This window comes from Catelliglobosispora koreensis DSM 44566, from assembly GCF_000379685.1.
GTDB classification, from domain to species: Bacteria; Actinomycetota; Actinomycetes; order Mycobacteriales; family Micromonosporaceae; genus Catelliglobosispora; species Catelliglobosispora koreensis.
In genome coordinates this window covers 214,217-234,439 of sequence record NZ_KB903290.1, presented here as the reverse complement: position 1 = coordinate 234,439, position 20,223 = coordinate 214,217, and the positions used below count along the sequence as shown (strand labels likewise).

The window sequence follows — 20,223 nt, the reverse complement described above, 5'->3', positions numbered from 1 at the left end:
TCCACCGCGCCAAGCTACCGCCCGCAGCCGGGCACCACCGGTTTTCTACTTGGCGGCCTCGATAGGAATCGTGCGCCCGGAAGGCTTCTTCTCGCCCACCGGCACCGTGATCTCAAGGATCCCCTTGTCGTAGGACGCATGGATCTTCTGCTCCTCGGCGCCAGCGGGAAGGGCTGCGCTTCGGTGAAGCGATCCATACCGAAACTCGCTGCGGTAGTTGTCCTTCTTCTCTTCGCTGCGTTCGGCATCAATGATCAGCATGCCGTGGTCAACGGAAACCTTGATGTCTTTGGCATCCATACCAGGCAGCTCCGCGCGAATGCGGTAAACACCGTCCTGCTGCTGCTCCTCGACGCGGATCAGATGAGTCGCGGGACCATCCCACTCGAGCAAATCCTCTAACCGGCTTAGCATGCGGGGCACTAGCACCGTCATGACCAGTCACCTCCTGTTCTGCTCGAGTCCAGCTAAGTTCAGGACAACCACCCGGCAGAAGGGCCTAAGGTCCTCTGCGGTGGGCCACACGGCTCCCCGCGCAGAGTGATCGGCGATGCGCCAGGTAGAGGACTTCTGGCCCTACAGCTGCTCATCACATCAGCCCAATCCTTAGGAAGGGCAGCCTCAGCGGGAGGTGGATGATGAGCCTGATGCCGCTTGCCGAGCACATCGGGAAAGCCCGGATTGTCATGCTGGGCGAAGCAAGCCACGGAACCCACGACTACTACGCGATCCGTGCTCAGATAACACGCATGCTGATCGCTGAGCACGGGTTCTCCTTCGTCGCCGTGGAAGGCGACTGGCCCGACTGCGACCGGGTCAATCAGGCCGTTCTAGGCGGCGGCGACACCGATGCGGCTTTACACGCCTTCGCCCGCTGGCCGACATGGATGTGGGCCAATTCGGAGGTTGCGGCCTTTTGCCGCTGGTTGCGTCACTGGAATGAAACGCGACCGCGTTCAGCGCGGGTGGGGTTCCATGGGCTGGATGTCTACAGCTTGTGGGAATCGCTTCAGGTTATTACCGACTACGTACGCGCACACGAGCCAGACAGTCTGGATGCTGTGTGGGACGCCTACCGGTGCTTTGAGCCATACCACGAGGACCCGCAGGAGTACGCCATGTCCACCCGGCTAGTGCCCCGCAGTTGCGAAACCGAAGTGATGCGGCTTCTTGTTCAGGCCCGCCAGCGCGAAACAAGTTTTGACGTCTGGCAGAACGCCAACGTCGTGGCCGATGCCGAACGGTACTACCGGGCGATGGTCCAGGGCGGTCCTGACTCATGGAACATTCGCGATACCCACATGATGGAGACGATTGACCGGCTTCTTGAGCACTACGGCAGCAAAGCCAAAGCCGTGATCTGGGCGCATAACACGCACGTCGGCGACGCCGGTGCCACGGATATGGCAGCGGCAGGCATGGTCAACATTGGGCAATTGGCCCGCGAGCGATATGGGCGCGAAAATGTTGTCCTGGTGGGGTTCGGCAGCCACCGGGGCACCGTCATCGCCGCCCCGCGGTGGGGCTCGCCTTGGCAGAACATGACGGTGCCGCCAGCACAATCCGGGTCACTGGAGGATCTCCTGCGCTTCCACCTTCCGGCACGGACACTGATGGTCTTTCCCCGTCACGGACAGCCGCGATGGCTCACCGAGACCTGTCGCCATCGCGCTATCGGTGTCGTATACCACCCTGAGAGCGAAGGCCGGTCGAACTACGTACCAACCCGCCTCGGCCAGCGCTACGACGCGTTCGTCTGGTGCGAGCAAACAACCAGTGTGCATCCGCTGCATACCCAGCCCGCCCACGGCGAATGGGAGACATATCCCTCAGGCGTCTAAGCCAGGCTCCCAACTCGCGGCAGGCAGAAAACGCCTGGCAATCCGCGTGCATTTCCGGGTTAGCCTGCGAGCGCCGGCAGGTGCCTGCCAGGCTCGAAGACGAGCCAGATACACGCGAGGCAAACCGTGCCGGCATGTCCGGCAGCGGCGCCGCGGGCCAACGACCAGGAGGAAGTCACCATGGCCACAGCAAGGGACCTGATGCATGAAGGCGTCGAGTGCATCAAGGAATCGGAGACCTTAGACGCGGCCGCCCGCAAGATGCGTGACCTGCATGTCGGCGCGCTTCCCATCTGCGGCGCCGATGACCGGTTGCACGGCATCATCACTGACCGCGATATCGTGGTGCATTGCATCGCGGAAGGAAGCGACCCGAAGCAGACAACAGCGGGCCAGCTAGCCAAGGGAACCCCGGTGTGGGTCGACGCGCAAGCTGACGAACGCGAGGTGCTGCGCCTGATGGAAATCAACGCCATCCGCCGCTTGCCCGTGATGCAAGACCATCGCCTTGTTGGCATGATCAGCGAAGCAGACCTCGCCAGAAATCTTTATCAGGCAGAGGTTGCCGAGTTCGCAGGCGCTGTATATTCAGCACCGCCAAATAACTAGCCAACCCTGATGTGGACGGTTACTTCAAGGTGATGAACAGGAGCGGATCGTCCTGCACCGGGATGTCTAGATACTTGGCGTTGTAGATATCGGCCACCGCCGCACGGGCGAGATCGCCGGGCATCACGGTGCGGCCCCGGCCGTCGCGCTCGCGGCCTCGTAGCCACACCCTTACGGGCTGTTCGGTAGCGAAGTTGTGCCACCACACCTTGGTGTCCGGCGCGCCTACCAACACCACGACGCACCCGTTTTGCTCGGCGTACATGACAGGAAGCGTTACCGGCCTGCCGGTTAGGACACCGTGGAAAGTCAGCTCACAGACCTCGCTATCGGCCAGACGCCGCAGCAATGGGACATGCAGAAGCCAGCGAGTGAAGGTGTTCCAGGCGTGCAGGCCCGGCTTGGTCTGGCGGGCCTGCATCTTCCCGGTGGCCATGTGCCTCACCATCCCGAGCTGTGGGCAGGCGGTGTGGCCAGGACGCTCAAGTCCTCGGCAGCGTGAGCCTGCATCTTGCGGGCCAGTGCAGTCACCGCCCGGGTGGCGGCTAGTTCCGCACCCAGTTCTGGCCTTGGAAAATCGGCAGGGTTGCGGCGTGCGTGACCAGATGCCTCGATGGCAGACGCGTGACCTTCTCGCCCGTCACGCAATCTCGCCAGGGCGTAGGTCATGCGGTTGACGTCTTCAGGCATGATCTCGATGTCGACAAGCCAATGGGTTGGAGTGGTCATGACGCGATTCCCTTCTGTGCCCGCACCGGCTCCCCCATCGATTCCCAGCGATCGGCTAGACGGCGCTCCAGTTCATGCATCGTCGTGTATTCCAGATCCTCGAGTGCGAGCCGATGTGGCTCAAACGGGCCGTGCCGGCGCAGATAGTCCATGACCTCTCCGGCGGTGGTACGGGCACCGTCAAACGCGACATCGTCAAATAGATCGCGAGGGCCGATCAGCTTTCCCTCATGCAGCTGGAATCCGAGCGCCACGACACGCGGCGGCCCGTCGAAGCGGCTGGGATGAGCTTGGGCGAGGCTGACCGGTGTAAGAGGTGCGTGGTGGGAGCCACGCATGCAGCCCGCCACCGTGTGCGGGAAGGCAAACGGCTCTAGCACCTCACCCACCGCGGGTAATCCGGATTGCGCGCGAACGATCATCACCGGATCGTCCTTGCCTACGTACTTGCCCGCGATCAGTGAGAGGCGTTGCGTCGAGGTAGCCGCCGCCGGTTCGCCCAGTGTTGGCGACTCGACCCGGTGAATCACGTAACGAGCAGGCGCACCGATGAACATCAGCATCTCGTAGAGATCCTTGGGACAGTCGAACCAGATGCGCTTCTCCTCATAAAGGTCGTACACCTCAAACCGGAAACCAGCGTGCATCTTGGCATCGATGACCAGCCCAGCGGTGTTGAACGGATCGGCGAACATCTTGTACAGAGGCAAGTTCCACGCACCAGGCTCCGTCTTATCGGCCAGGAAGCAGATCACTGGCTCGCTAGGCCGCTCGGTGAACGACAGCTCGGCATAGCCGGGGCCCATTCCACGAAGGTTGCCGCTGAAGGCGTCGGAGAGCAGATCCTGCCCGGCGCCATACAACCCGAGGCGCTTGGCAATCACTGTCGTTTCGCGGAAAACGTTCCAGGCAAACGAATGAATAGCCGCGTTCTCGGGCTCACGCTGATGGGTCATGATGAGCGAAATATCATCTCCACACGCGGCAACATTGCCATCGATCAATAGCCCTTCGGCGATGGCTTTTGTGATCTCGGATCTCGCGGCTGCCATCATCTCCGGGTGAACGGCGGTGTGGCCGACGAAGCCGCCGGTATCGGCCTTGATAATGCTTAGCGTGATATCCATAGACTCAGGGCACCTCGCCGGGGATCTAACCCACTAGGAGCAGACGGCCCAGATCGCCGGGACCTTGTACCCCTACCGCCTCGGGCTGTTTTCGCCTCAGACTGAAGGGCAGGGGGATGATCAGTGATGGACTCGCGGCAGATCGTTGTAGGCATCGACGGATCCGAATCGTCTTGGCAGGCATTGATGTGGGCTGCCCACGCGGCTGCCGTGCGCCGCGTGCCGTTGATTACCCTCCACGCGGGATCCGCTGAAACAGCACACGGCCTGTGGCGGCAGGCTGACGCTTTCGTGAAGGAGAGGTTCGCGGACGCGCGCTGCGTGCCCGAACTGGCCGAAACCACAGCAGCGCAGGCGCTTATCGCTGCTTCCGATCATGCGGCGCTCATCGTCGTGGGCCGCCGCGGTCGCGGCGCGCTGCCCGACCTTCTCCTTGGCTCGACAAGTTTACAGGTGTCGATGCACGCGCACTGCCCAGTCGCCGTCGTACGCGGCAACACAGCGCAAGACGGCCCGATTGTTGTTGGTGTCGATTCCTCGCCACACAGCCAAGGGGCTCTTGAGTACGCCTTCCTGGAAGCCAACCTCACCGGCCGCCCGGTTCTCGCATTGCATGTTTACGCCAGTGGGCTCATGGGTTACCCGGATGCCTTGATTCCTGTGCCTGACGCGGAAACCGAACATGATCAGGCGACCGAACTGCTGGCGCGGGAACTCCTTCCGTGGCAGGAAGCCTTCCCGGATGTGCGAACGGAGCAGCAGGCTGTTCCGGGATCACCGGCACACATCCTCGTGCCTCGCACTGAGGCCGCCAGCGTGGTAGTAGTCGGCTCACGCGGGCTTGGCGGCTTTGCCGGTCTGCTGCTTGGCTCGACTGGCCAAGCGCTCGTCCACCATGCGAGATGCCCGGTGGTCATCGCCCGGTTGCGAGCTGGCGCCCATGGAGCGTGGGCACACCTACCGTCCTAGCCTCCACAGCTTTCATCAGACGCGAGGGTAAACAGGATGCCATTCACCTTCGCGCCCGACTCCTCACATGCTCGCCTGCGTGTGGCCGGCGATGTTTCTCCCGCGCCTTCAAGTAGGTGGACTCGTCGATCTCATCCGTTGGCTGTGATGGGCGTGATGATCGCCTATCAGGCACCGATGCCATATCCGCACGTCATCACCGTTCACCTTTCGTTGTGCTGTAACGACTATCTAACCGCGCGCCAGCGAATGCCTTTGTGCGCAAGGCCTTTCGGCTCGCTTTCCAGTTCGCGGATCGCGGTGATGAGCTGTTCGAGCGCGGCGGCTGGCAGTGCACCGGCCTGACTGTAAACCAGCTTCCCGTTGCGGAAAGCCATCAGCGTTGGAATCGAGCGGATCTCCGCGGCGGCAGCAAGCCGTGGCTGTTCCTCTGTGTTGATCTTCGCAAAGGCTATGTCGCGGTGGCGGGTGCTAGCCTGCTCAAAGATAGGCGCGAATGCCCGGCATGGTCCGCACCAGGCGGCCCACCAATCCACCAAAACGATGCCGTCACGCTGGATGGCGCCGAGGAAACTGTCTTCGGTCAGCTCAATGACTGTCATGGGTTCTCCTATCTCAACAGCAGTCATTCCGTTCATGCCAAGGGGATCGCGGCTCGCCAGTTAGCTGGCGGATGCGAAGGCAGATTCCCAGGCGGCATATCCACCGATGAGGTCGGACACATCCGGGTGCCCGTTGCGGCGCAGCACGCTAGCTGCCACCGAGGACCGATAGCCACCTGCGCAATGCAGAACGACAGGCCGGTTGTTTGGTATTTCGGTGGACCTGGCCGTCAGCTCGGCGAGTGGAATGTGGATGGACCCGCTGATGTGGCCTTGCTCGCGTTCGCCCGCGTTGCGTACGTCGACGACAAGCGGGGCGCTGCTGCCAGCGAGTGCTTCGTGAAGGGCAATGACGGTGAGCCGGCTCGCCGGCGTCACGGCCGAGTCCAACTCCGCCAGGGCACGTGCTGGATCGGTGAGGTACCCGGTCACCTGATCGAAACCAATGCGGGCCAACCGGATCACGGTTTCTTCGGCGATGTCTTCTGGTGCCACGACCACGAGTGGCTCGTTTGGCTGAAGGACGCTTCCGGCGGTTTCGGCGAACCTTCCGTCAGCTGGCACATTAATAGAGCCGCGCAGATGCCCTGCGGAAAACTCTTGCGGATCACGTGCGTCTACGACGATGGCGCCCGATTGGCGTGCCTGCTCGAATTCGGCTGTATCGAGGGCACGGACATTCGGCGTGACGTTCAGCAGGCCCCGCGCCGAGCGGTTGAGCATCGCGTCGTGGGAGAAGTAACCGGGTACGGCCGGCTGCCCGGCGGTTACCAGAGCAAGGAACTTGTCTTCGGTCATCGGTGCGCAGGCATAGTTGGTCCGGCGCTGCTCGCCGATCGTGGACTGGCGTTCGGTGGACAGGTTCTTGCCGCAGGACGACCCGGCACCGTGCGCCGGGAAGACACGCACCTGGTCCGGCAGGCTCATGAGTCTGCCTTGGACGCTGTGGAAAAGCATCCGGCCGAGTTCATCGGCTGTTACACCGTCGGATGCGAGCAGATCAGGCCGTCCCACGTCGCCAATGAACAGCGCGTCTCCGGTCATGACTCCGTACGCGACCGCGTCGTCCGGGTGTTCATAAACCAGGACGCTGACCGATTCTGGGGTGTGACCGGGAGTCTCCATGATCTCCAAAGTCACTTTGCCGAGACTGATCCGCTCGCCGTCGTTGAGTTTTCGAATGTGGTATTCGGTCTCGGCGCGGTGCCCGTACCCGATCCAGGCTCCCGTAGCGGCGGCGACCTCAAGGTGGCCGGCGACGAAGTCGGCGTGAAAGTGCGTGTTGATGACGCCTTCGATGGTTAGTCCGCGGGCCTCGGCGTCGGCGAGATATTCGGCGATGTCGCGGCGTGGGTCGATGAGAACGGCCCGGCCGGTGGTCTCATCGGCAACCAAATAGGACGCCTGCGATAGGCAGTCGAGGTAGTACTGGGTGAACAACATGATTCTCTCCTGCGTTGGTAGTCATGCGAAACGGTGTGGGGTGTTAAGCGAGCAGCTGTCCGGTCAGGACACCAAGACCCATGACGATGACGAACCATCCGAATCCCCGGCGCAGCGCGCTGGGGTTGATCCGCCCAGCCAACCGGGCACCGATGAGGCTGCCAGCGACCGCCAGCGCGGTGACCGACAGCGTCAGTGGCCAGTCAATAGCGACAGAGTGAAGGTATCCAGCAAGGGCGGCACCAGATTTGAGGCTGATGACGAGCAGGCTGGTGCCGATCGCGGCTGGCATCGACAGTCCGCCTAGAAGAACCAGCGCTGGTACGACAAGGAATCCGCCGCCCGCGCCAACGAGCCCAGTAATCAGCCCGACGGCGGTGCCCTCGACGGCGATCTTCGCCAGCGGCCGCCGGCGCACGGCAGCGGTGGGCGGTGCGGTGCGGCTGGGACGCAGCATCGCCACCGCGGTCAGAAGCATCATTACCGCGAGACCGGCCAGCAGAACCGCTGCCGGAAGGTACGCAGCGATCCGCCCGCCGGCGTAGGCACCAGCCATGCCGAACCCGCCGAACAAAAGCCCGGTACGCCAATGCACCCGGCCCGCACGCGCATGAGGAATTAGCGCCACCGCCGCAGTGACCCCGACGACAACCAGGGACATCGCGATAGCAGGCTTAGGGTCGATGCCAGCGAGATACACCAGCACCGGGACAGCCAGAATCGAGCCACCGCCGCCGAGCCCGCCTAGCATCAGCCCAACTATCAGCGCAGCGGCCAGTGCCAAGAGCACCCCTGCGGTCATGCGCGGGTCCTGATGAGCTCCCGGCGCATACCGTGGGGAGTATGCGACCGGCACACCGAAACGGTGGTTTTCACGGCTGCGGGACTTCCGCGAGCCGCATTGGCAGGTGATCCAGCGGAATCAGCAACGCTCCCGGAACATGCCCCGATGCGAATTCGGTGAAGGTGCGCACGTCGATCACGGGATCGCCGTCCGTGCGCGCACCGGCAAAATCAGCTTGTGAGATCTCCATCGGACTCCTTTCTTCAATACCCTCGGGGGTATGTGGAAGGCCGGAAAAATGCGCCCAGACAACAGGGCGCATGTTCCGCGCATCCAATTAGGCGAGAGCTAGGAAAAGCTTCTCGAGCTCCGCCTCGTCCATTGGCGGCTGCTCACCGCGCGCACGGGCGGCCTGGCAATGGCGCAGTCCTGACGCGACTAGCTTGAAACCAGCCCGGTCAAGGGCTTTCGAGACCGCGGCGAGCTGTGTAAGTACCTTCTCGCACTCCTCGCCGTCCTCGATCATCGAAACCACCGCCGTTAGCTGCCCCTGCGCCCGCTTCAGGCGCGTTAGCGCGTCACCCGCCAATGCCTCATTCAACCGCATGAGCCAACCATACCCCCAGGGGTACCCCGCTGGCACGTGATGCTCTCCACTCGCTCTTCACGGGCCCAGGGCAACCAGAGCCTTAGCGCCCAGCCGGGTGAACGACGGCGACGGGGTGCTGGGCATGGTGGGTCAGAGCCCATGACACCGAGCCCAGCAGCATCCCGGCCAAACCCCCACGTCCGCGGCAGCCAACCACGGTCAAAGCGGCACCCTTTGACGCTTCTATCAGGGCATGCTCAGGGCTGGGGTCGAGCACTGTCAGGGGCTGCAGATCCAGCGCCAGATACTCGTCGCGGCAGGTCGCGATCGCCTGTTCCACAAGGTTTTCGGCGGCGGCCAGCCGTTGCTGACGAGTATCGTCATCCAGCCACGGTTGCGCCCAATAGACGTTGACGACCTTCAGCGACGCCCGGCGCGAATACGCCTCCGCGGCGGCGAACTCCAGTGCCGCACCGGACTCGGCGGATCCGTCATAACCCACCAGCACCGGCCCGGAAGCGGCGAAGTCCTGTCGCATCTCGGGCGGGCGCACGACGATCACCGGGCCGTGAGCGTGCGCGGCGACTTGGGATGACACAGATCCGAGGAGCAGCCCGGAGAATCCTCCCGCCCCACGGGCGCCGACGACCGTGACCAAAGCGTCTCGCGATGCGCGAATCAGGACACCGGCGGGGCGGCCGATGACTCGCCGGACATCGATATCGCCATCATAAATGCCCCGCACCGACTCGACGGTTTGTTTTAACTGTGAGTCGATCCAGTCCAATACCGACTCTTGCCCGGGGATGTACGGAACAGGCATTCCAATTCCCGTGTAACCGGGCAGAGCGTTGATATGGGCATGGATGAGCGTAAGCGGAGCACGGTAGCGTGCTGCGAGCCGTGCGGCGTACTCGACGGCATCCTGTCCGGACGGCGAGAAATCCAGCCCTACCACAACATGACGGCCAGGCACAGTGTGTTCCTTCCGTAGCAGCGTCGGTCATCGCGTTCACCCCTAGCGAACCGGAACCGAGCGCGGCCGTCCAGATTCACACGACTCTGCGCTTCAGGTCATAAGTCCCTCTCCCCAATCGCTGTCGCCTACGTGAAATTAGGTGAGCCTGGCGGGACTTTGGACTCTGGCACGCCCGCTAGTGCGGCCGCATTCTCGTCGCACACCCTTTGTCGAATGTGGAGACTGGAATGACACAGCGTATGGGATGGCTGCCATCTGCCTACTACTATCTGGGCGCGGCTATCGGGCTAAGCGTGCTCCTCTTTGGCCTCGTCGGCGGGCTTAGAGGGCTGGTGACAGCGGCGCTACCGGAAATCTCCTCCGAGATTCGCTACATGACCTATGAAAAGCCCATCGCCAACGGGACGGTGGTGCCGCTGACGCCCGAGGAGCGCGAGCGATCACGAGCCGACGCGCTTGACCGGGCGCGCATTGGCGGGTACGCCGATGCACTCTACGGCGGCGTCGCGGTCATCGTGGGCGCTCCGGTGTTCTTATGGCACCTGCGCCAGGCGCGCCGCCGCGAGCCAGCATTGGCTCAGCCGGTTCCGCCGGCTGTCGGCCAGTAGGCAAGAGTTATTCGGCAGCCTGGGCCTAAGGTCCCTTCGTCTTGCTTCTTAAGCCTCTGCCTGACAGCACGGGGGTGATATGGGCTGTTGGCATGACGACGATCGCAGTGCGGAGGCATCGCCCGGTGGCAGTGTCGGTCACCGTTGCGGTGCTGTGGTTTCTTGGTGTCACGGCGTTTGGGGGCGGGCTGGCGATGATGCTGGGCTACACCCCTCCGGCCGCGTGGCTTGATGGAATTCCCGTCGTGACCAATTGGGTCGTGCCGGGTTTGGTGCTAGGTCTTGGGTTCGGGCTGGGTTCGCTGGTCACGGGCTTCGGTGTCTTGCGGCGCCCACACGTGGCGTGGCTAGGCTTTGCCGAGCGGCTGACAGGACACCATTGGTCGTGGTCAGCGACCATCCTGATTGGACTTGGCCATATCGCCTGGATCGCTTTGGAGCTGGTATATCTGCCTGAGCTCTCAGTGCTTCAAGCAGTTTACGGTCCTATCGGAGTGGCGCTGGCCGGATTGCCACTGCTGCCTTCGGTGCGCGGCTATTTGCGGGCGCCGCGATGAGCCGCGTCGCATCGCTCCCTTACCGGCCGCCGTGGCCAGCGGCCAGCCAACTCGCTGGGCAGAGACCGGACAACCTTGCCCGCCCAAGCGCGCGGGAGGTCGTCGCAGAGTGGAAGCATCTTCAAGTTGGACAGTGGGTGCCGATGTCACCGAAACAGGCAGAGGCGATGGCGGGATCAAGCAACGTGCCGAATCCACCGCGTGCGCAACGAATGAGGCTGCGAATACGCTTGCCGTACCGCCACCGCTTGAGTCGGCCCGATGACCAGTTTTGTTGACCTGTATTGGCTGCCACTTGGCGCGGACGGCAACCGCCTGGTGGCCTTCAGCGGCCGCGTGTACAAAGCATTCGCCGCTCGTTTTCAGCATCGCGTAGCGTGCGGCCTCTACCACAGCGCACTAATCGCCGGCGACGGCAGCGACTCATACGTCATCGAGATGGGCCCGGCGTGGGGACGCCACGAGCCAGATCGCGGAGTGGTGGCGACTGGACCGGTCGGGCTGGCGGTGCTTGGCCGCTCCCGCCTGTTCCGGTACGAGGTGCGGTGCTGGAAAAACGGCATCCTGCCTGACATCGCCAAAGCCGTCAGCAGCCCCCAGCGCCTTAGCACCAGCCCAATCCTTGCCCGCCGCGTCATGCACCTGACCGCACGCGTGCCGGAACTGACCTGGGGTCGCGACCAGCTGCACGCCGGTGATCAGTGGAACTCCAACTCACTGGTCTCCTGGCTGCTGGCCGCAAGCGGCCACAATCTATCCCGAGCTGTCATCCCAGAACACGGACGCGCACCCGGATGGGCAGCCGGTCTCGCCCTCGCGTCATCACAACACCCCAGCGGCCACGATATCGGAGTACGAGCCGCTAAGCAGATCGCGCAGTCCTGACGCGGCGGCTGGACATGGGCCTCGCCATTTGGGTCTTTTGCCTCTTCAACGCTCCAGTCGGCTGGACATACCGTGCGGGCATGACTGTTGTCATTTCGACTGCCGGACTGCACAAGTCTTTTGGCCGCACGCGGGCGCTTGCTGGCCTGGATCTGGAGGTCCTGGCTGGTGAGGTGCATGGTTTTCTCGGCCCAAATGGCGCGGGAAGGACCACCGCGCTGCGGGTGATTCTCGGACTGCTGCGCTAGTTCCGTGCCCGTCAGCCCAGCAGTGCTGCCGTGGCTGGCCAGCCCAGAGCCTCGTTAACCAGCCGCAGCTGGGAGGCCGTGTACCTCTGCAAACGTTGGGCCTGCTGCTGTGTCAGTGTCTCGCACACCCAGTCCCAGTGCAGAGACACCATGTCGCCGCTCTTGATAGAAGTCGTCTGGGCTGCGGACAGAGTCGCCACGTCAACCTGGCCAGGGCCGAGCGAAAGGTTCCCGTTCCAGGTCAACGGTTGTGCCCACACTTCGGCGAAGCCGGGATGTACACCAAGCACGGTGCCCCACCGGACGCGGCAGGAATTGAGCACCCGCAACGGATCCTCGGTGAAACCTGCCCGGAGCATCCCCACCCAGGGGTAGACGGCGAACACGTGGAAGTTGTGATGCGCCCGGCCTCCACGGTGTGCCAGGACGGAGAGGTTGTCCCACGCTGGCCCCGCCCGGTCAGCGAAACGGTCCGCCAGATGCGCGGCAAGCAGGGGCGGCGCGATCCGCTCAAGCAGTGGATTGCCGAGCCAGTACGCTTCCACGACCGCGTCATCGAGCGGGTAGAGGTCATGGTTAGCAGCGCCGATGAGCGACAGGTAGGGCCACGCCCCGGCGAACCGCTGTGCCAGATCGGCGAGCCCAGCATCGACGGCACCGGCTTCCGCATAGCCTAGAAGCGCGGCCGAATCGCCTGGACCGCAATAGCCCAGCGCATTCGGCGGGTACGCGTAGCGCGCGAATCTGAGTGCGCCGTTGGCTATGTCCGCTTCAGCGGCTCGGCCGCCACCGCGGTGTTGCGCGTGCGGTACTGCGCCGCCGGTCATGTCAGCTCCGGCTGCCGCGATTGTACGGCTGCGAAGGCAGTGATGACGGCGCCTACGGCAATCAGCGTCAGCCCGGTAGCGGCAGTGACGGTCACGTATCCACCCCGCAGGACAGCCGTGAGCACGGCGCCTGCGACGAGGATCGCAGTCACATCAAGCGCCTGGGCTCGTTCCAGAGCGGTGAACCAGGTCAGCACGTAACAGCTGAGGATCACACCGGTGGCCGCCGCCCACAGCCACCCCTGCACCGGGAGAGCAACCAGAGCGTGCCAGCGGCCGGTAACAATGACCCAGGCCACCAGCGCCAGGGAGCCGACAGCCATTCGTGCCAGCGCCACTGTCGCGGGCGCGACGTCGTGCAAAAGCCGTTTCACCACAACTGTTTCAGCCGACCACAACAGCGTCGCCGCGAAAATGAGAACCTCACCGGTGGCGATACTGAAGCCGGTCAGGCCGCCTTCGAGGACGAAGAGGCCGCCGACAAGCATCGCGGCCGCCAATCCGTGTACCGGGCGAAGCCGCTCGCCAAGGAGGGGTATGGCAAGGACGGCGACCCAGAGGAACAGCGTCTTGTGAATGAACGCGGCATGCACCGACGATGCTCGTGCGAGCCCCTCGAAGAACAGCACGAACGGGATGCTGCCACCGATGAGGGCCACCAGGCCAAGAGTGGCAAGCTGTTTACCGCCGCGGACAGGTTTGGCCGACCGTGTCGCCATGACAAAGCCCACGATGACTAGTCCTGCGATGAGGTTCTTGGCTGTGGTGTAAATCGTGGCGTCGCGGGCGACTTTGACCGCGAAACCGTTGAGGTAAACAGCGACACCGCTTATGGCGGCTGCGGCAAAAGCTAACGCTAGCCCGCTACGGTGTGAGGTACTCATGGCGCTCCTCCTCGGTGAGCTTTCGTAGCGCTAGCCCGGAAAGGACCAGCACCCAGTCCCCGGGCACCGGGGGATCTCCTTCAAGGGCAAGCAAAGTGACCCGCTGCTGGTTTTCTCCGGTGAAGACCATGGCAACGGTGTCCGAAACGGACACTACTTTTGCGGCGTAGGCGAGGCACATGCGCGTTTCACCTCCACAGCGATGCGGCGCGCGACCGCGATCGCACTTGACGCCACGTCAGGGCTTAGCCCGTGCCCGTGACCGGTTTCCTGTACCTCGATGCCATACACCTCAAGGCGATCGGGCATGCGGCCGAGCGCTCGCGCGAGCTCTATCGCCTCACCCATCGGCAGGCCATGTGAGCTGACCGTCCGGTGGACTCGCCCAGGGCGAGGCGCGACAGCCCGCATGGCGTCGACGACGATGGCCAAGCTCGCGCTAGACCACAATTCGATGAGTTCCGCGGTGTCGCCGAGGGACGTGGCGAGGCGCACGCCCACGAGCCGACGATCCCGCAGCAAGTCGATTACCGCCGGGCCTACGCCGTCGTCACGCCGGTAAGGGTTCCCCACACCGATAACGACAATCTTGCCCATCACAGTCTCCGCTCCACAGTCAACTCGAGGAAGTGTGTGGCGCAGGAGATGCAAGGGTCATAGCAGCGGATCGCCGACTCGCAGGCGTGCGCCAGCTCGTGGTCATCCAGTTCCAGCCTAGGCCCGGCGAATAGGCGCAGATCGTCCTCGATCGCGGCCTGGTTCTGCGACGTCGGCGGGGTGATCCGGGCAGACACAATGTCCCCGGACGCGGAGATCTCGTACCGGTGAAATAGCGTGCCCCGGGGTGCCTCAGTCGCACCAAAACCCTTGCCGGATAAGGGAATGAGGTCCACATGCGCCGGTTGCGGTGGCACGTAGCCGTCGATCAGTCGCAGTGCCTCTTCCACCGCGTAGACGGTCTCAACGGCACGCACCACGATGCTGCGGAAGGGGTTACGGCACGTCTCCCCCAGCCCGGCCTGCGCCGCGGCCATCCTGGCCAGCGGTGAGAGCCATTGCTGGCTAAGGGAATAGCGTGCCAGCGGGCCTGTCAGGTAACGGCCACGGCCAGCCAGGCGGGCGTGCAGGGCCGTGGAATGCGGTACCTGTTCCTCGATGACATGCGATTCGAAATCGCGTACCGGGAAGCTGAGCCCGCGGTCGGTGGTGGGAACGCCGGATTCTATGGCATAGCAGCCGGGACTCACTAGCGCGAGGTACTCGTGCTCATGGGCGAAGTCCGGAAAGTCAAATCCCGCCACCCATCGCACCGTTGCCAGCGCGTCATCGAGGGCCGACCGCAAGGTGACCGCCAGCTCCTGTAGTTCAGCCCGGCTCGGCGAACGGTAAAACCCGCCGAGCCGTACGTTGACCGGGTGAATCGCCCTTCCGCCAACGGTTTGCAGGATCGCATTGCCGGCCTTCTTCAGGCGCAAGCCACGTTCCACAAGGGGCCGGTGTGCCTGGGCCAGCTCCACAACGCTGTCGTAGCCAAGGAAATCTGGGGCGTGCAGCAGGTAGATATGCAGGGCGTGGCTGGAAATCCACTCGCCGCAATAGAGCAGCCGCCGCAGGTCCTGTATCGGAACGGGAATATTGGTCCCACAAGCGTCTTCCATCGCGTGACACGCCGACATCTGATAGGCGACCGGGCAGATGCCGCAGATGCGCGCTGTAATGTCGGTGACCTCGCCCATGGTGCGCCCGCGAAGCAGCGCCTCGAAAAACCTCGGCGGCTCGTATATCTCCAGCGCTACCGACTCCACCCTGCCGCCTGCGGTGACAAGACGCATCGCGCCCTCACCCTCCACTCGCGACAGCGCGCTGACCTGCAGTGAACGATCGAGACGGTGCGTCATGACGGCGCTCCCGAGTTGAAGAGGTTGAACACCTTCTTGGCGTGGGCCGGTGCACCCGTGGCCGGGCCGAAGCAGCCGTAGCAACCGCGGCCATAGGCTGGGCACAGCGCTCCACACCCGGCCTGCGTGGCGGGTCCGAGGCAGGGCGTTCCCTTCACGAGAACGCAGGTTGTCCCACGTGTTTTGCATTCGAAGCACACGCTGTGCAGCGGGCCACGCGGCCGTCGCCCATTCAGCAGCGCCGACAGTGTCTCGAGTAGCTGACCGCGGTCGATGGGACAGCCGCGCAATTCATAGTCCACCGGTACGACCGCTGCGATCGGCGTGGACTCGGCAAGGGTGTCGATGAATTCGGGTCGCGCGTAAACGATTGACCGGAACTCGTCAACGTCGGCGAAGTTGCGCAGAGCCTGAATTCCACCGGCCGTCGCGCAGGCACCGATCGTGATCAGCTGCTTGGAGTCTGCCCGCACCTGCCGGATGCGCTCCACATCCAATGGTGTCGTGACGGATCCTTCCACCAGCGAGATGTCATATGGGCCGCAGACGCTGGCGCTGGAGGCCTCAAGGAAGTGCGCGATCTGCACGTGTGCGGCGATCTCCAGTAGCTCGTCTTCACAGTCCAAAAGGGACAGCTGGCAGCCGTCGCACGAGGCGAACTTCCACACGGCGAGTTTCGGTTTCATCACAGCTCCTTCACCGCGAACAATGGCTCCGCCACTTCGTAGCCGGTGACCGGGCCACTTCGGCAGACCAACAGCGGGCCAAGCTGGCAATGACCGCATTCGCCTATGCCGCACTGCATGTTGCGTTCGAGCGAAACCTGAATCGATGGCGCTGCCATACCCTGATCGGCCAATGCCCGGGCGGTCACCCGCATCATGGCCTCGGGGCCGCAAAGCATGGCGACGGTCGCCGCTGGGCTCGTCACCAGACCTGGCAGCAGCTGCGTAACGAGCCCCACGTGGCCGCCCCATCCCCCAGGCGCCTGGTCCACGGTGGTCAGCACCTTCAGGCCGGCGTCTCGCCACTCCCGGTACTCCGCTGTGTAGAGCTGTTCGCCTGGGCTGCGAGCGCCGATGGCAACAGCAACGTTTCCGTACTGTTCACGCCGTCGTATGGCCTCGCGGATCACAGGCCGCAACGGCGCCAGCCCAATCCCGCCGGCAACAATCAGCAGGTTTTTGCCACCTTGTGCCGGGACACGCCAGCCTTTGCCAAATGGGCCACGCACGCCGAGCATCGTTCCTGGCATGGCCTGGCACAGTGCCCGGGACACCGCACCAACCGCCCTTATCGTGTGCAGCTGAATCCCTGCATCCTCGGTGGCACTGACGGACACGGGGATCTCGCCGATCCCAAAGGCGTAGAGCATGTGGAACTGGCCTGGCGCTGGCGGTGTCAGCGGCTCACTAGCAGGTGCCAAGGCCAGCGTGACTGTGTCGTGCGTTTCCACGCGCCGGTGAACAACACGAAATAGCGAAGGCATCATGATGGCGGATACCCATAAAGATCGATGAGTCTCATTCGCGTGGCCTGCAGACGATCTAGGATGAGCGCCACGAACCGCTGCATCAGGTCCATCCCGAGGGCCGGATTCTCGCGGCACGTCCGCATGACCTCTTCGCCATTGAATTGGATCGCGTGCACTGTCCGCGCTGCCACTGCGCCGAAGTGCCAGCGGCGGGGAGGGAACATCCACGACCAGCCGAGTACGTCGCCCTCGCGCAACGTTTCGATGAGGATGTCGCCCCTGCCCGGCACATGCAGGTCCAAACCAACCGCTCCGCTAGTGATGAGCCAGAAGTGTTCTGCGCGCTCACCTTCATGGAAGATCCGCTGCCCAGTCGGGTAAGTTACCTTGTGCCCGATACTGCTCAGGCGATCCAGCCAGGTGTCGGGTACCTCGTCAAGGAACGAAAATTCACCTAACGTGTCACGAACGCTATTCATGGTCTGTCTGCCTTTCTTGAGCCAAAGCACTGACTTCCTCGGTGAGGTCGATTCCGGCTGGGCACCACACGATGCACCGTCCACAACCGACACACCCTGATTCCCCGAACTGGTCATGCCAGGTGCCTAACTTGTGGCTCAGCCACTGGCGGTAACGGCTGCTGGTGCTCGTGCGCACCGGCCCGCCATGCAGATAGGAGAAGTCCAGATCGAAACAGGAGTCCCAGGTTTGCCAGCGCTGTGCGATATCCCCGCCGAGATCGGTGGTGTCGCGCACCGACGTGCAAAAACATGTTGGGCAAACCATGGTGCAGTTGCCACAGGCCAGGCAGCGCTGCGCCACCTCATCCCATCGGGCGGCATTCCTGCTACCAGACAGGAGGTCTCGCAAGTCAATCGACGGCAGGTGGCGCTGCATGCGCTCGGCGGCTTGCGCCACAGCCGTCGCGCCCTGCTCTCGTTCGGCTGGTGTAGCAGGTTGCTGCGGCAAGGTATCGAGGACGGCTTGTCCTATCGTGGTTTGCGCGCTGGCTAGGTAGCGTGGACCAACTGTCTCCGTGAGCTGAATATCGGCACCTGGGCCACAGGCCGGTCCGCCGCCGGCCGTGACGCAGAAGCAGGCCTCACCCGGCTCGGTGCAGTCAACAGCAACGATGAACGCGGACTCGAGACGTGCCGCATAGCTACTGCCAAGCACACGCCCCTGAATTGCTATGGCACGCAAGTCGCATGGCCGCACTCCGACGAAGGCGTACCGGATGCCGTCCGGCGGAGGTACGTCAACGGTGAAGCCATCACTGGTTTTCTGTGCGGTCCAAAAGGGAACTTTCGCTGGATGCAGGTAGGTTTTCCAGGACTGCGCCCCGGATGAGTGCCCGAAAGCGGCATCGTCATCACGGCGGCGGACCCGGTAACTGCCCGCGTCAAGTTCGACGCCCCAGCCGTGGGGCAGATCGCTGGCTGAGGTTAGCTCGGCAAGCACAATGGCCCCATCGCGCAGGGTTGGCCCGATCACGCTGTAGCCGTCGGCACGCAAGGCCGCTATGAGAGGAGATAGCGAGTCCAGCATGGCGGTCGGGAGGACGCGTTTGCGGGTTAGCACCATGCCTTAAGTGCACTATCCCTTTGCCTCGACGGCTAGATTCGCAGGGCCCACAGGCCCGGGGACTAAAGGCCCGTACCTCCTGGCTACAACACCTTGACCTCGGTGCTCCACCCGCGCCATGGCGACCCGCCGGCAGAAGGAGGATGTCGAGTCTGTGCGAGTTCTCTTGTCACTTCGCCGACGGGTGACTGCATTCAGCGTGCACGCTACGCAAGGCTTGCCAATAGAGTCCACGGCCCCACCAAGCGGGACCAAAGACCTGATGCAGTCCCTCAGCGCAGTGCGCAATGTGTGGTTTCCATCGCGGTGCCCGCGCGCCAGGGTCACTCCACATAAGACGCGGCACCCAGTGTGGGACCGGTGGCCCCGCCCGGACCAGTGCAGAGCGGGCCGCCACCGGCCGTTTGGGTGGCAGTTTCGGCGGCTCAGAATTCGCCGAAGTCTCCGCCGCCGAAATCGTCGAACCCGCCCATATCGCCGCCGGCATCGGCCAGGCCTGGGTCTTCGACACCGGCGGCATCCATTGCCTCGCCTGCCATGTCGCCGCCGAAGGCGTCGCCGATCATGTCGCCTAGCATCATCCCGCCCAGGAATCCGAGCGCGGCACCGCCGACACCCATCGCCAAGGCACCGGCCATCGACGGTTTACCGTGATAGCCAGAGTATTTGTAGGAACCGTGTTTGGCGTGCCCGCCGTAGGCATACCCCTTCTGGCCGTAACCGTACGGCTGCTGTCCATAGCCTGGCTGGTGGCTTTGTGCGTGCGGCTGCATGAACCCGCCCGCACCGGCACCAGCTGATGCCTGGCCGAGCTTTTCAAGAGTGTTGATCAGCCACCGGTCGACTTCGCCGCTCCAGCCACCATCGGTGTTCGTCAGTCGCGTGACGTCGGCTGCAGATAGTTCGTGGCGGTCCGGCACACCGGGGCGGCCGGTCAGTTCGGATAGGACGGTAAGGCCCTCGTTGTTGCCGGATAGGGTGAAGGTAATCAGTGGGATGTGCGGGCCGGGCTGCTGCCCGTCGGGGCTCGGCGCGAAGAACGTGATCGCCTGCACCGCAGGAACATTGAGGCCCACCTGGGCGCCGGGGCGGATGTCGCTGCGCACGAACTTGCAGCCGATCAGCCCGAGGGTGTCCATGATCTGCTCGTGCACGCCGGCGGCTTCGACGCGGACCGGGTCGAAGTCGCCTTTGGCTTTACCTGAGGCGACCGCGAGTTCGGTACGCACACCGAGGTGCATGCCGGGAAGATTCTGCCCGAATAGGACAGTGAACGGGGTGTATGCCGACAGTGGCACACTGAACGGCACCGCTTGTGTTGCCCCAGAGGGGATGCGGACCATTCCGGCGACCTGGAACCGGCTCAGCTCAAGCTCACCCATCGGCGCCTGGGCTACGAGGATGAGCGTAATGGCGGTGATGTCGGTATCAGATTTAGCACGCAGGTTCACCTGCCCAGTCAGCTGGCCGCCGGAGGCGGCCGGTTGTGGGGGCAGGATGGTGTCTGCTTCGATGCCGCCGAAACCGAGCCCGGCGAGCAGTTTCTTGAAAACCATGAGCTACCTTCCTTACATGGGTGGGCCGGG

At 63.6% G+C, this 20,223-nt stretch carries 26 protein-coding genes and 1 pseudogene; 7 read left to right on the top strand and 20 right to left on the bottom strand.

Annotated elements, in window-relative coordinates; all coding sequences use genetic code 11:
* Window positions 1-45: 45 nt before the first annotated feature.
* The gene (locus A3E1_RS0131215; RefSeq protein ID WP_020524747.1) at window positions 46-435 is read right to left on the bottom strand and encodes an Hsp20/alpha crystallin family protein; all 390 of its coding nucleotides are present in this window, start codon (window positions 433-435) and stop codon (window positions 46-48) included.
* A 200-nt stretch (window positions 436-635) separates the two neighbouring features.
* Between A3E1_RS0131215 and A3E1_RS0131210 the strand changes: the two genes are divergently transcribed.
* A complete protein-coding gene (locus A3E1_RS0131210) occupies window positions 636-1,841 on the top strand; it encodes an erythromycin esterase family protein (RefSeq protein ID WP_020524746.1) in 1,206 nt (401 codons plus the stop codon).
* Between the two features lie 180 nt (window positions 1,842-2,021).
* Window positions 2,022-2,450 (top strand): CBS domain-containing protein, encoded by a 429-nt coding sequence (locus A3E1_RS0131205; protein ID WP_020524745.1) that lies wholly within the window; start codon window positions 2,022-2,024, stop codon window positions 2,448-2,450.
* A 19-nt stretch (window positions 2,451-2,469) separates the two neighbouring features.
* Here A3E1_RS0131205 and A3E1_RS43025 read toward each other — a convergent pair whose 3' ends face one another.
* The 3 genes from A3E1_RS43025 to fbp are packed head-to-tail and all read right to left on the bottom strand — an operon-like array spanning window position 2,470 to window position 4,306.
* The gene (locus A3E1_RS43025; protein ID WP_020524744.1) at window positions 2,470-2,886 is read right to left on the bottom strand and encodes a nitroreductase/quinone reductase family protein; all 417 of its coding nucleotides are present in this window, start codon (window positions 2,884-2,886) and stop codon (window positions 2,470-2,472) included.
* Window positions 2,887-2,891: 5 nt separating this feature from the next.
* Window positions 2,892-3,179, bottom strand: coding sequence for a dsRBD fold-containing protein (locus A3E1_RS43020; protein WP_020524743.1), 288 nt, complete (start codon window positions 3,177-3,179; stop codon window positions 2,892-2,894).
* Window positions 3,176-4,306: a fructose-1,6-bisphosphate aldolase/phosphatase gene (fbp, locus tag A3E1_RS0131190; protein ID WP_020524742.1), complete on the bottom strand. Its 1,131-nt coding sequence runs from the start codon at window positions 4,304-4,306 to the stop codon at window positions 3,176-3,178. The genes A3E1_RS43020 and fbp overlap by 4 nt, the downstream gene beginning before the upstream one ends.
* Before the next feature lie 126 nt (window positions 4,307-4,432).
* On the opposite strand from fbp, the gene A3E1_RS0131185 reads away from it, so the two are divergent.
* Window positions 4,433-5,275 carry a universal stress protein gene (locus A3E1_RS0131185; protein WP_020524741.1) on the top strand — a complete coding sequence of 281 codons (843 nt, stop codon included), beginning with the start codon at window positions 4,433-4,435 and terminating at the stop codon, window positions 5,273-5,275.
* A gap of 227 nt (window positions 5,276-5,502) precedes the next feature.
* Here A3E1_RS0131185 and trxA read toward each other — a convergent pair whose 3' ends face one another.
* The 6 genes from trxA to A3E1_RS0131155 form a co-directional block, all read right to left on the bottom strand.
* A complete protein-coding gene (gene trxA, locus A3E1_RS0131180) occupies window positions 5,503-5,877 on the bottom strand; it encodes a thioredoxin (RefSeq protein WP_020524740.1) in 375 nt (124 codons plus the stop codon).
* A gap of 60 nt (window positions 5,878-5,937) precedes the next feature.
* Window positions 5,938-7,320 carry an MBL fold metallo-hydrolase gene (locus A3E1_RS0131175; protein WP_020524739.1) on the bottom strand — a complete coding sequence of 461 codons (1,383 nt, stop codon included), beginning with the start codon at window positions 7,318-7,320 and terminating at the stop codon, window positions 5,938-5,940.
* Between the two features lie 43 nt (window positions 7,321-7,363).
* Entirely contained in the window at window positions 7,364-8,122 is a 759-nt protein-coding gene (locus tag A3E1_RS0131170) for a sulfite exporter TauE/SafE family protein (protein WP_020524738.1), read from the bottom strand.
* A gap of 70 nt (window positions 8,123-8,192) precedes the next feature.
* Window positions 8,193-8,354 (bottom strand): rhodanese-like domain-containing protein, encoded by a 162-nt coding sequence (locus A3E1_RS46725; RefSeq protein WP_020524737.1) that lies wholly within the window; start codon window positions 8,352-8,354, stop codon window positions 8,193-8,195.
* Window positions 8,355-8,441: 87 nt separating this feature from the next.
* Window positions 8,442-8,711: a metal-sensitive transcriptional regulator gene (locus A3E1_RS0131160; RefSeq protein ID WP_020524736.1), complete on the bottom strand. Its 270-nt coding sequence runs from the start codon at window positions 8,709-8,711 to the stop codon at window positions 8,442-8,444.
* An 82-nt stretch (window positions 8,712-8,793) separates the two neighbouring features.
* Window positions 8,794-9,669 carry a universal stress protein gene (locus tag A3E1_RS0131155; RefSeq protein ID WP_040392264.1) on the bottom strand — a complete coding sequence of 292 codons (876 nt, stop codon included), beginning with the start codon at window positions 9,667-9,669 and terminating at the stop codon, window positions 8,794-8,796.
* A gap of 230 nt (window positions 9,670-9,899) precedes the next feature.
* Here A3E1_RS0131155 and A3E1_RS0131150 point away from each other — a divergent pair, with 230 nt between their 5' ends.
* The 4 genes and pseudogenes from A3E1_RS0131150 to A3E1_RS0131135 all read left to right on the top strand — a co-directional run.
* Entirely contained in the window at window positions 9,900-10,280 is a 381-nt protein-coding gene (locus tag A3E1_RS0131150) for a hypothetical protein (protein ID WP_157631846.1), read from the top strand.
* Window positions 10,281-10,372: 92 nt separating this feature from the next.
* On the top strand, window positions 10,373-10,837 hold the full coding sequence (locus A3E1_RS0131145; protein WP_157631845.1) for a hypothetical protein: 465 nt from the start codon (window positions 10,373-10,375) through the stop codon (window positions 10,835-10,837).
* Window positions 10,838-11,098: 261 nt separating this feature from the next.
* Window positions 11,099-11,722 carry a hypothetical protein gene (locus A3E1_RS0131140; RefSeq protein WP_020524732.1) on the top strand — a complete coding sequence of 208 codons (624 nt, stop codon included), beginning with the start codon at window positions 11,099-11,101 and terminating at the stop codon, window positions 11,720-11,722.
* 80 nt (window positions 11,723-11,802) lie between these two features.
* A pseudogene (locus A3E1_RS0131135) lies at window positions 11,803-11,967 on the top strand (ATP-binding cassette domain-containing protein); the annotation flags it as partial.
* Between the two features lie 14 nt (window positions 11,968-11,981).
* On the opposite strand, the gene A3E1_RS43010 reads toward A3E1_RS0131135, so the two are convergent.
* From A3E1_RS43010 to A3E1_RS0131085, 10 genes are all read right to left on the bottom strand, one after another.
* Window positions 11,982-12,797: a DUF6390 family protein gene (locus A3E1_RS43010; protein WP_020524730.1), complete on the bottom strand. Its 816-nt coding sequence runs from the start codon at window positions 12,795-12,797 to the stop codon at window positions 11,982-11,984.
* Window positions 12,794-13,681: a DMT family transporter gene (locus A3E1_RS0131125; protein ID WP_020524729.1), complete on the bottom strand. Its 888-nt coding sequence runs from the start codon at window positions 13,679-13,681 to the stop codon at window positions 12,794-12,796. The genes A3E1_RS43010 and A3E1_RS0131125 overlap by 4 nt, the downstream gene beginning before the upstream one ends.
* The gene (locus A3E1_RS46465) at window positions 13,662-13,862 is read right to left on the bottom strand and encodes a HypC/HybG/HupF family hydrogenase formation chaperone (protein WP_026209006.1); all 201 of its coding nucleotides are present in this window, start codon (window positions 13,860-13,862) and stop codon (window positions 13,662-13,664) included. Before A3E1_RS46465 ends, A3E1_RS0131125 begins: the two co-directional genes overlap by 20 nt.
* Window positions 13,835-14,278, bottom strand: a complete 444-nt coding sequence (locus A3E1_RS43005; protein WP_020524727.1) for a hydrogenase maturation protease — start codon at window positions 14,276-14,278, stop codon at window positions 13,835-13,837. The genes A3E1_RS46465 and A3E1_RS43005 overlap by 28 nt, the downstream gene beginning before the upstream one ends.
* Window positions 14,278-15,579, bottom strand: coding sequence for a Ni/Fe hydrogenase subunit alpha (locus A3E1_RS0131110; protein WP_020524726.1), 1,302 nt, complete (start codon window positions 15,577-15,579; stop codon window positions 14,278-14,280). The genes A3E1_RS43005 and A3E1_RS0131110 overlap by 1 nt, the downstream gene beginning before the upstream one ends.
* The gene (locus tag A3E1_RS0131105) at window positions 15,576-16,265 is read right to left on the bottom strand and encodes an NADH-quinone oxidoreductase subunit B family protein (RefSeq protein ID WP_020524725.1); all 690 of its coding nucleotides are present in this window, start codon (window positions 16,263-16,265) and stop codon (window positions 15,576-15,578) included. The genes A3E1_RS0131110 and A3E1_RS0131105 overlap by 4 nt, the downstream gene beginning before the upstream one ends.
* Complete coding sequence (locus tag A3E1_RS0131100; protein ID WP_211216029.1) at window positions 16,265-17,035, bottom strand: FAD/NAD(P)-binding protein; 771 nt, start codon at window positions 17,033-17,035, stop codon at window positions 16,265-16,267. Before A3E1_RS0131100 ends, A3E1_RS0131105 begins: the two co-directional genes overlap by 1 nt.
* A 32-nt stretch (window positions 17,036-17,067) precedes the next feature.
* On the bottom strand, window positions 17,068-17,532 hold the full coding sequence (locus A3E1_RS0131095; protein WP_020524723.1) for a Crp/Fnr family transcriptional regulator: 465 nt from the start codon (window positions 17,530-17,532) through the stop codon (window positions 17,068-17,070).
* The gene (locus tag A3E1_RS0131090) at window positions 17,525-18,637 is read right to left on the bottom strand and encodes a 4Fe-4S dicluster domain-containing protein (protein WP_020524722.1); all 1,113 of its coding nucleotides are present in this window, start codon (window positions 18,635-18,637) and stop codon (window positions 17,525-17,527) included. Before A3E1_RS0131090 ends, A3E1_RS0131095 begins: the two co-directional genes overlap by 8 nt.
* Before the next feature lie 425 nt (window positions 18,638-19,062).
* On the bottom strand, window positions 19,063-20,193 hold the full coding sequence (locus tag A3E1_RS0131085) for a sporulation protein (protein ID WP_020524721.1): 1,131 nt from the start codon (window positions 20,191-20,193) through the stop codon (window positions 19,063-19,065).
* Window positions 20,194-20,223 lie beyond the last annotated feature (30 nt).

Coding starts and splice junctions, on each gene's coding strand:
- A3E1_RS0131215 (WP_020524747.1), bottom strand. CDS start 435: ATGACGGTGCTAGTGCCCCGCATGCTAAGCCGGTTAGAGGATTTGCTC.
- A3E1_RS0131210 (WP_020524746.1), top strand. CDS start 636: ATGATGAGCCTGATGCCGCTTGCCGAGCACATCGGGAAAGCCCGGATT.
- A3E1_RS0131205 (WP_020524745.1), top strand. CDS start 2,022: ATGGCCACAGCAAGGGACCTGATGCATGAAGGCGTCGAGTGCATCAAG.
- A3E1_RS43025 (WP_020524744.1), bottom strand. CDS start 2,886: ATGGCCACCGGGAAGATGCAGGCCCGCCAGACCAAGCCGGGCCTGCAC.
- A3E1_RS43020 (WP_020524743.1), bottom strand. CDS start 3,179: ATGACCACTCCAACCCATTGGCTTGTCGACATCGAGATCATGCCTGAA.
- fbp (WP_020524742.1), bottom strand. CDS start 4,306: ATGGATATCACGCTAAGCATTATCAAGGCCGATACCGGCGGCTTCGTC.
- A3E1_RS0131185 (WP_020524741.1), top strand. CDS start 4,433: ATGGACTCGCGGCAGATCGTTGTAGGCATCGACGGATCCGAATCGTCT.
- trxA (WP_020524740.1), bottom strand. CDS start 5,877: ATGACAGTCATTGAGCTGACCGAAGACAGTTTCCTCGGCGCCATCCAG.
- A3E1_RS0131175 (WP_020524739.1), bottom strand. CDS start 7,320: ATGTTGTTCACCCAGTACTACCTCGACTGCCTATCGCAGGCGTCCTAT.
- A3E1_RS0131170 (WP_020524738.1), bottom strand. CDS start 8,122: ATGACCGCAGGGGTGCTCTTGGCACTGGCCGCTGCGCTGATAGTTGGG.
- A3E1_RS46725 (WP_020524737.1), bottom strand. CDS start 8,354: ATGGAGATCTCACAAGCTGATTTTGCCGGTGCGCGCACGGACGGCGAT.
- A3E1_RS0131160 (WP_020524736.1), bottom strand. CDS start 8,711: ATGCGGTTGAATGAGGCATTGGCGGGTGACGCGCTAACGCGCCTGAAG.
- A3E1_RS0131150 (WP_157631846.1), top strand. CDS start 9,900: ATGACACAGCGTATGGGATGGCTGCCATCTGCCTACTACTATCTGGGC.
- A3E1_RS0131145 (WP_157631845.1), top strand. CDS start 10,373: ATGACGACGATCGCAGTGCGGAGGCATCGCCCGGTGGCAGTGTCGGTC.
- A3E1_RS0131140 (WP_020524732.1), top strand. CDS start 11,099: ATGACCAGTTTTGTTGACCTGTATTGGCTGCCACTTGGCGCGGACGGC.
- A3E1_RS43010 (WP_020524730.1), bottom strand. CDS start 12,797: ATGACCGGCGGCGCAGTACCGCACGCGCAACACCGCGGTGGCGGCCGA.
- A3E1_RS0131125 (WP_020524729.1), bottom strand. CDS start 13,681: ATGAGTACCTCACACCGTAGCGGGCTAGCGTTAGCTTTTGCCGCAGCC.
- A3E1_RS46465 (WP_026209006.1), bottom strand. CDS start 13,862: ATGTGCCTCGCCTACGCCGCAAAAGTAGTGTCCGTTTCGGACACCGTT.
- A3E1_RS43005 (WP_020524727.1), bottom strand. CDS start 14,278: ATGGGCAAGATTGTCGTTATCGGTGTGGGGAACCCTTACCGGCGTGAC.
- A3E1_RS0131110 (WP_020524726.1), bottom strand. CDS start 15,579: ATGACGCACCGTCTCGATCGTTCACTGCAGGTCAGCGCGCTGTCGCGA.
- A3E1_RS0131105 (WP_020524725.1), bottom strand. CDS start 16,265: ATGAAACCGAAACTCGCCGTGTGGAAGTTCGCCTCGTGCGACGGCTGC.
- A3E1_RS0131095 (WP_020524723.1), bottom strand. CDS start 17,532: ATGAATAGCGTTCGTGACACGTTAGGTGAATTTTCGTTCCTTGACGAG.
- A3E1_RS0131090 (WP_020524722.1), bottom strand. CDS start 18,637: ATGGTGCTAACCCGCAAACGCGTCCTCCCGACCGCCATGCTGGACTCG.
- A3E1_RS0131085 (WP_020524721.1), bottom strand. CDS start 20,193: ATGGTTTTCAAGAAACTGCTCGCCGGGCTCGGTTTCGGCGGCATCGAA.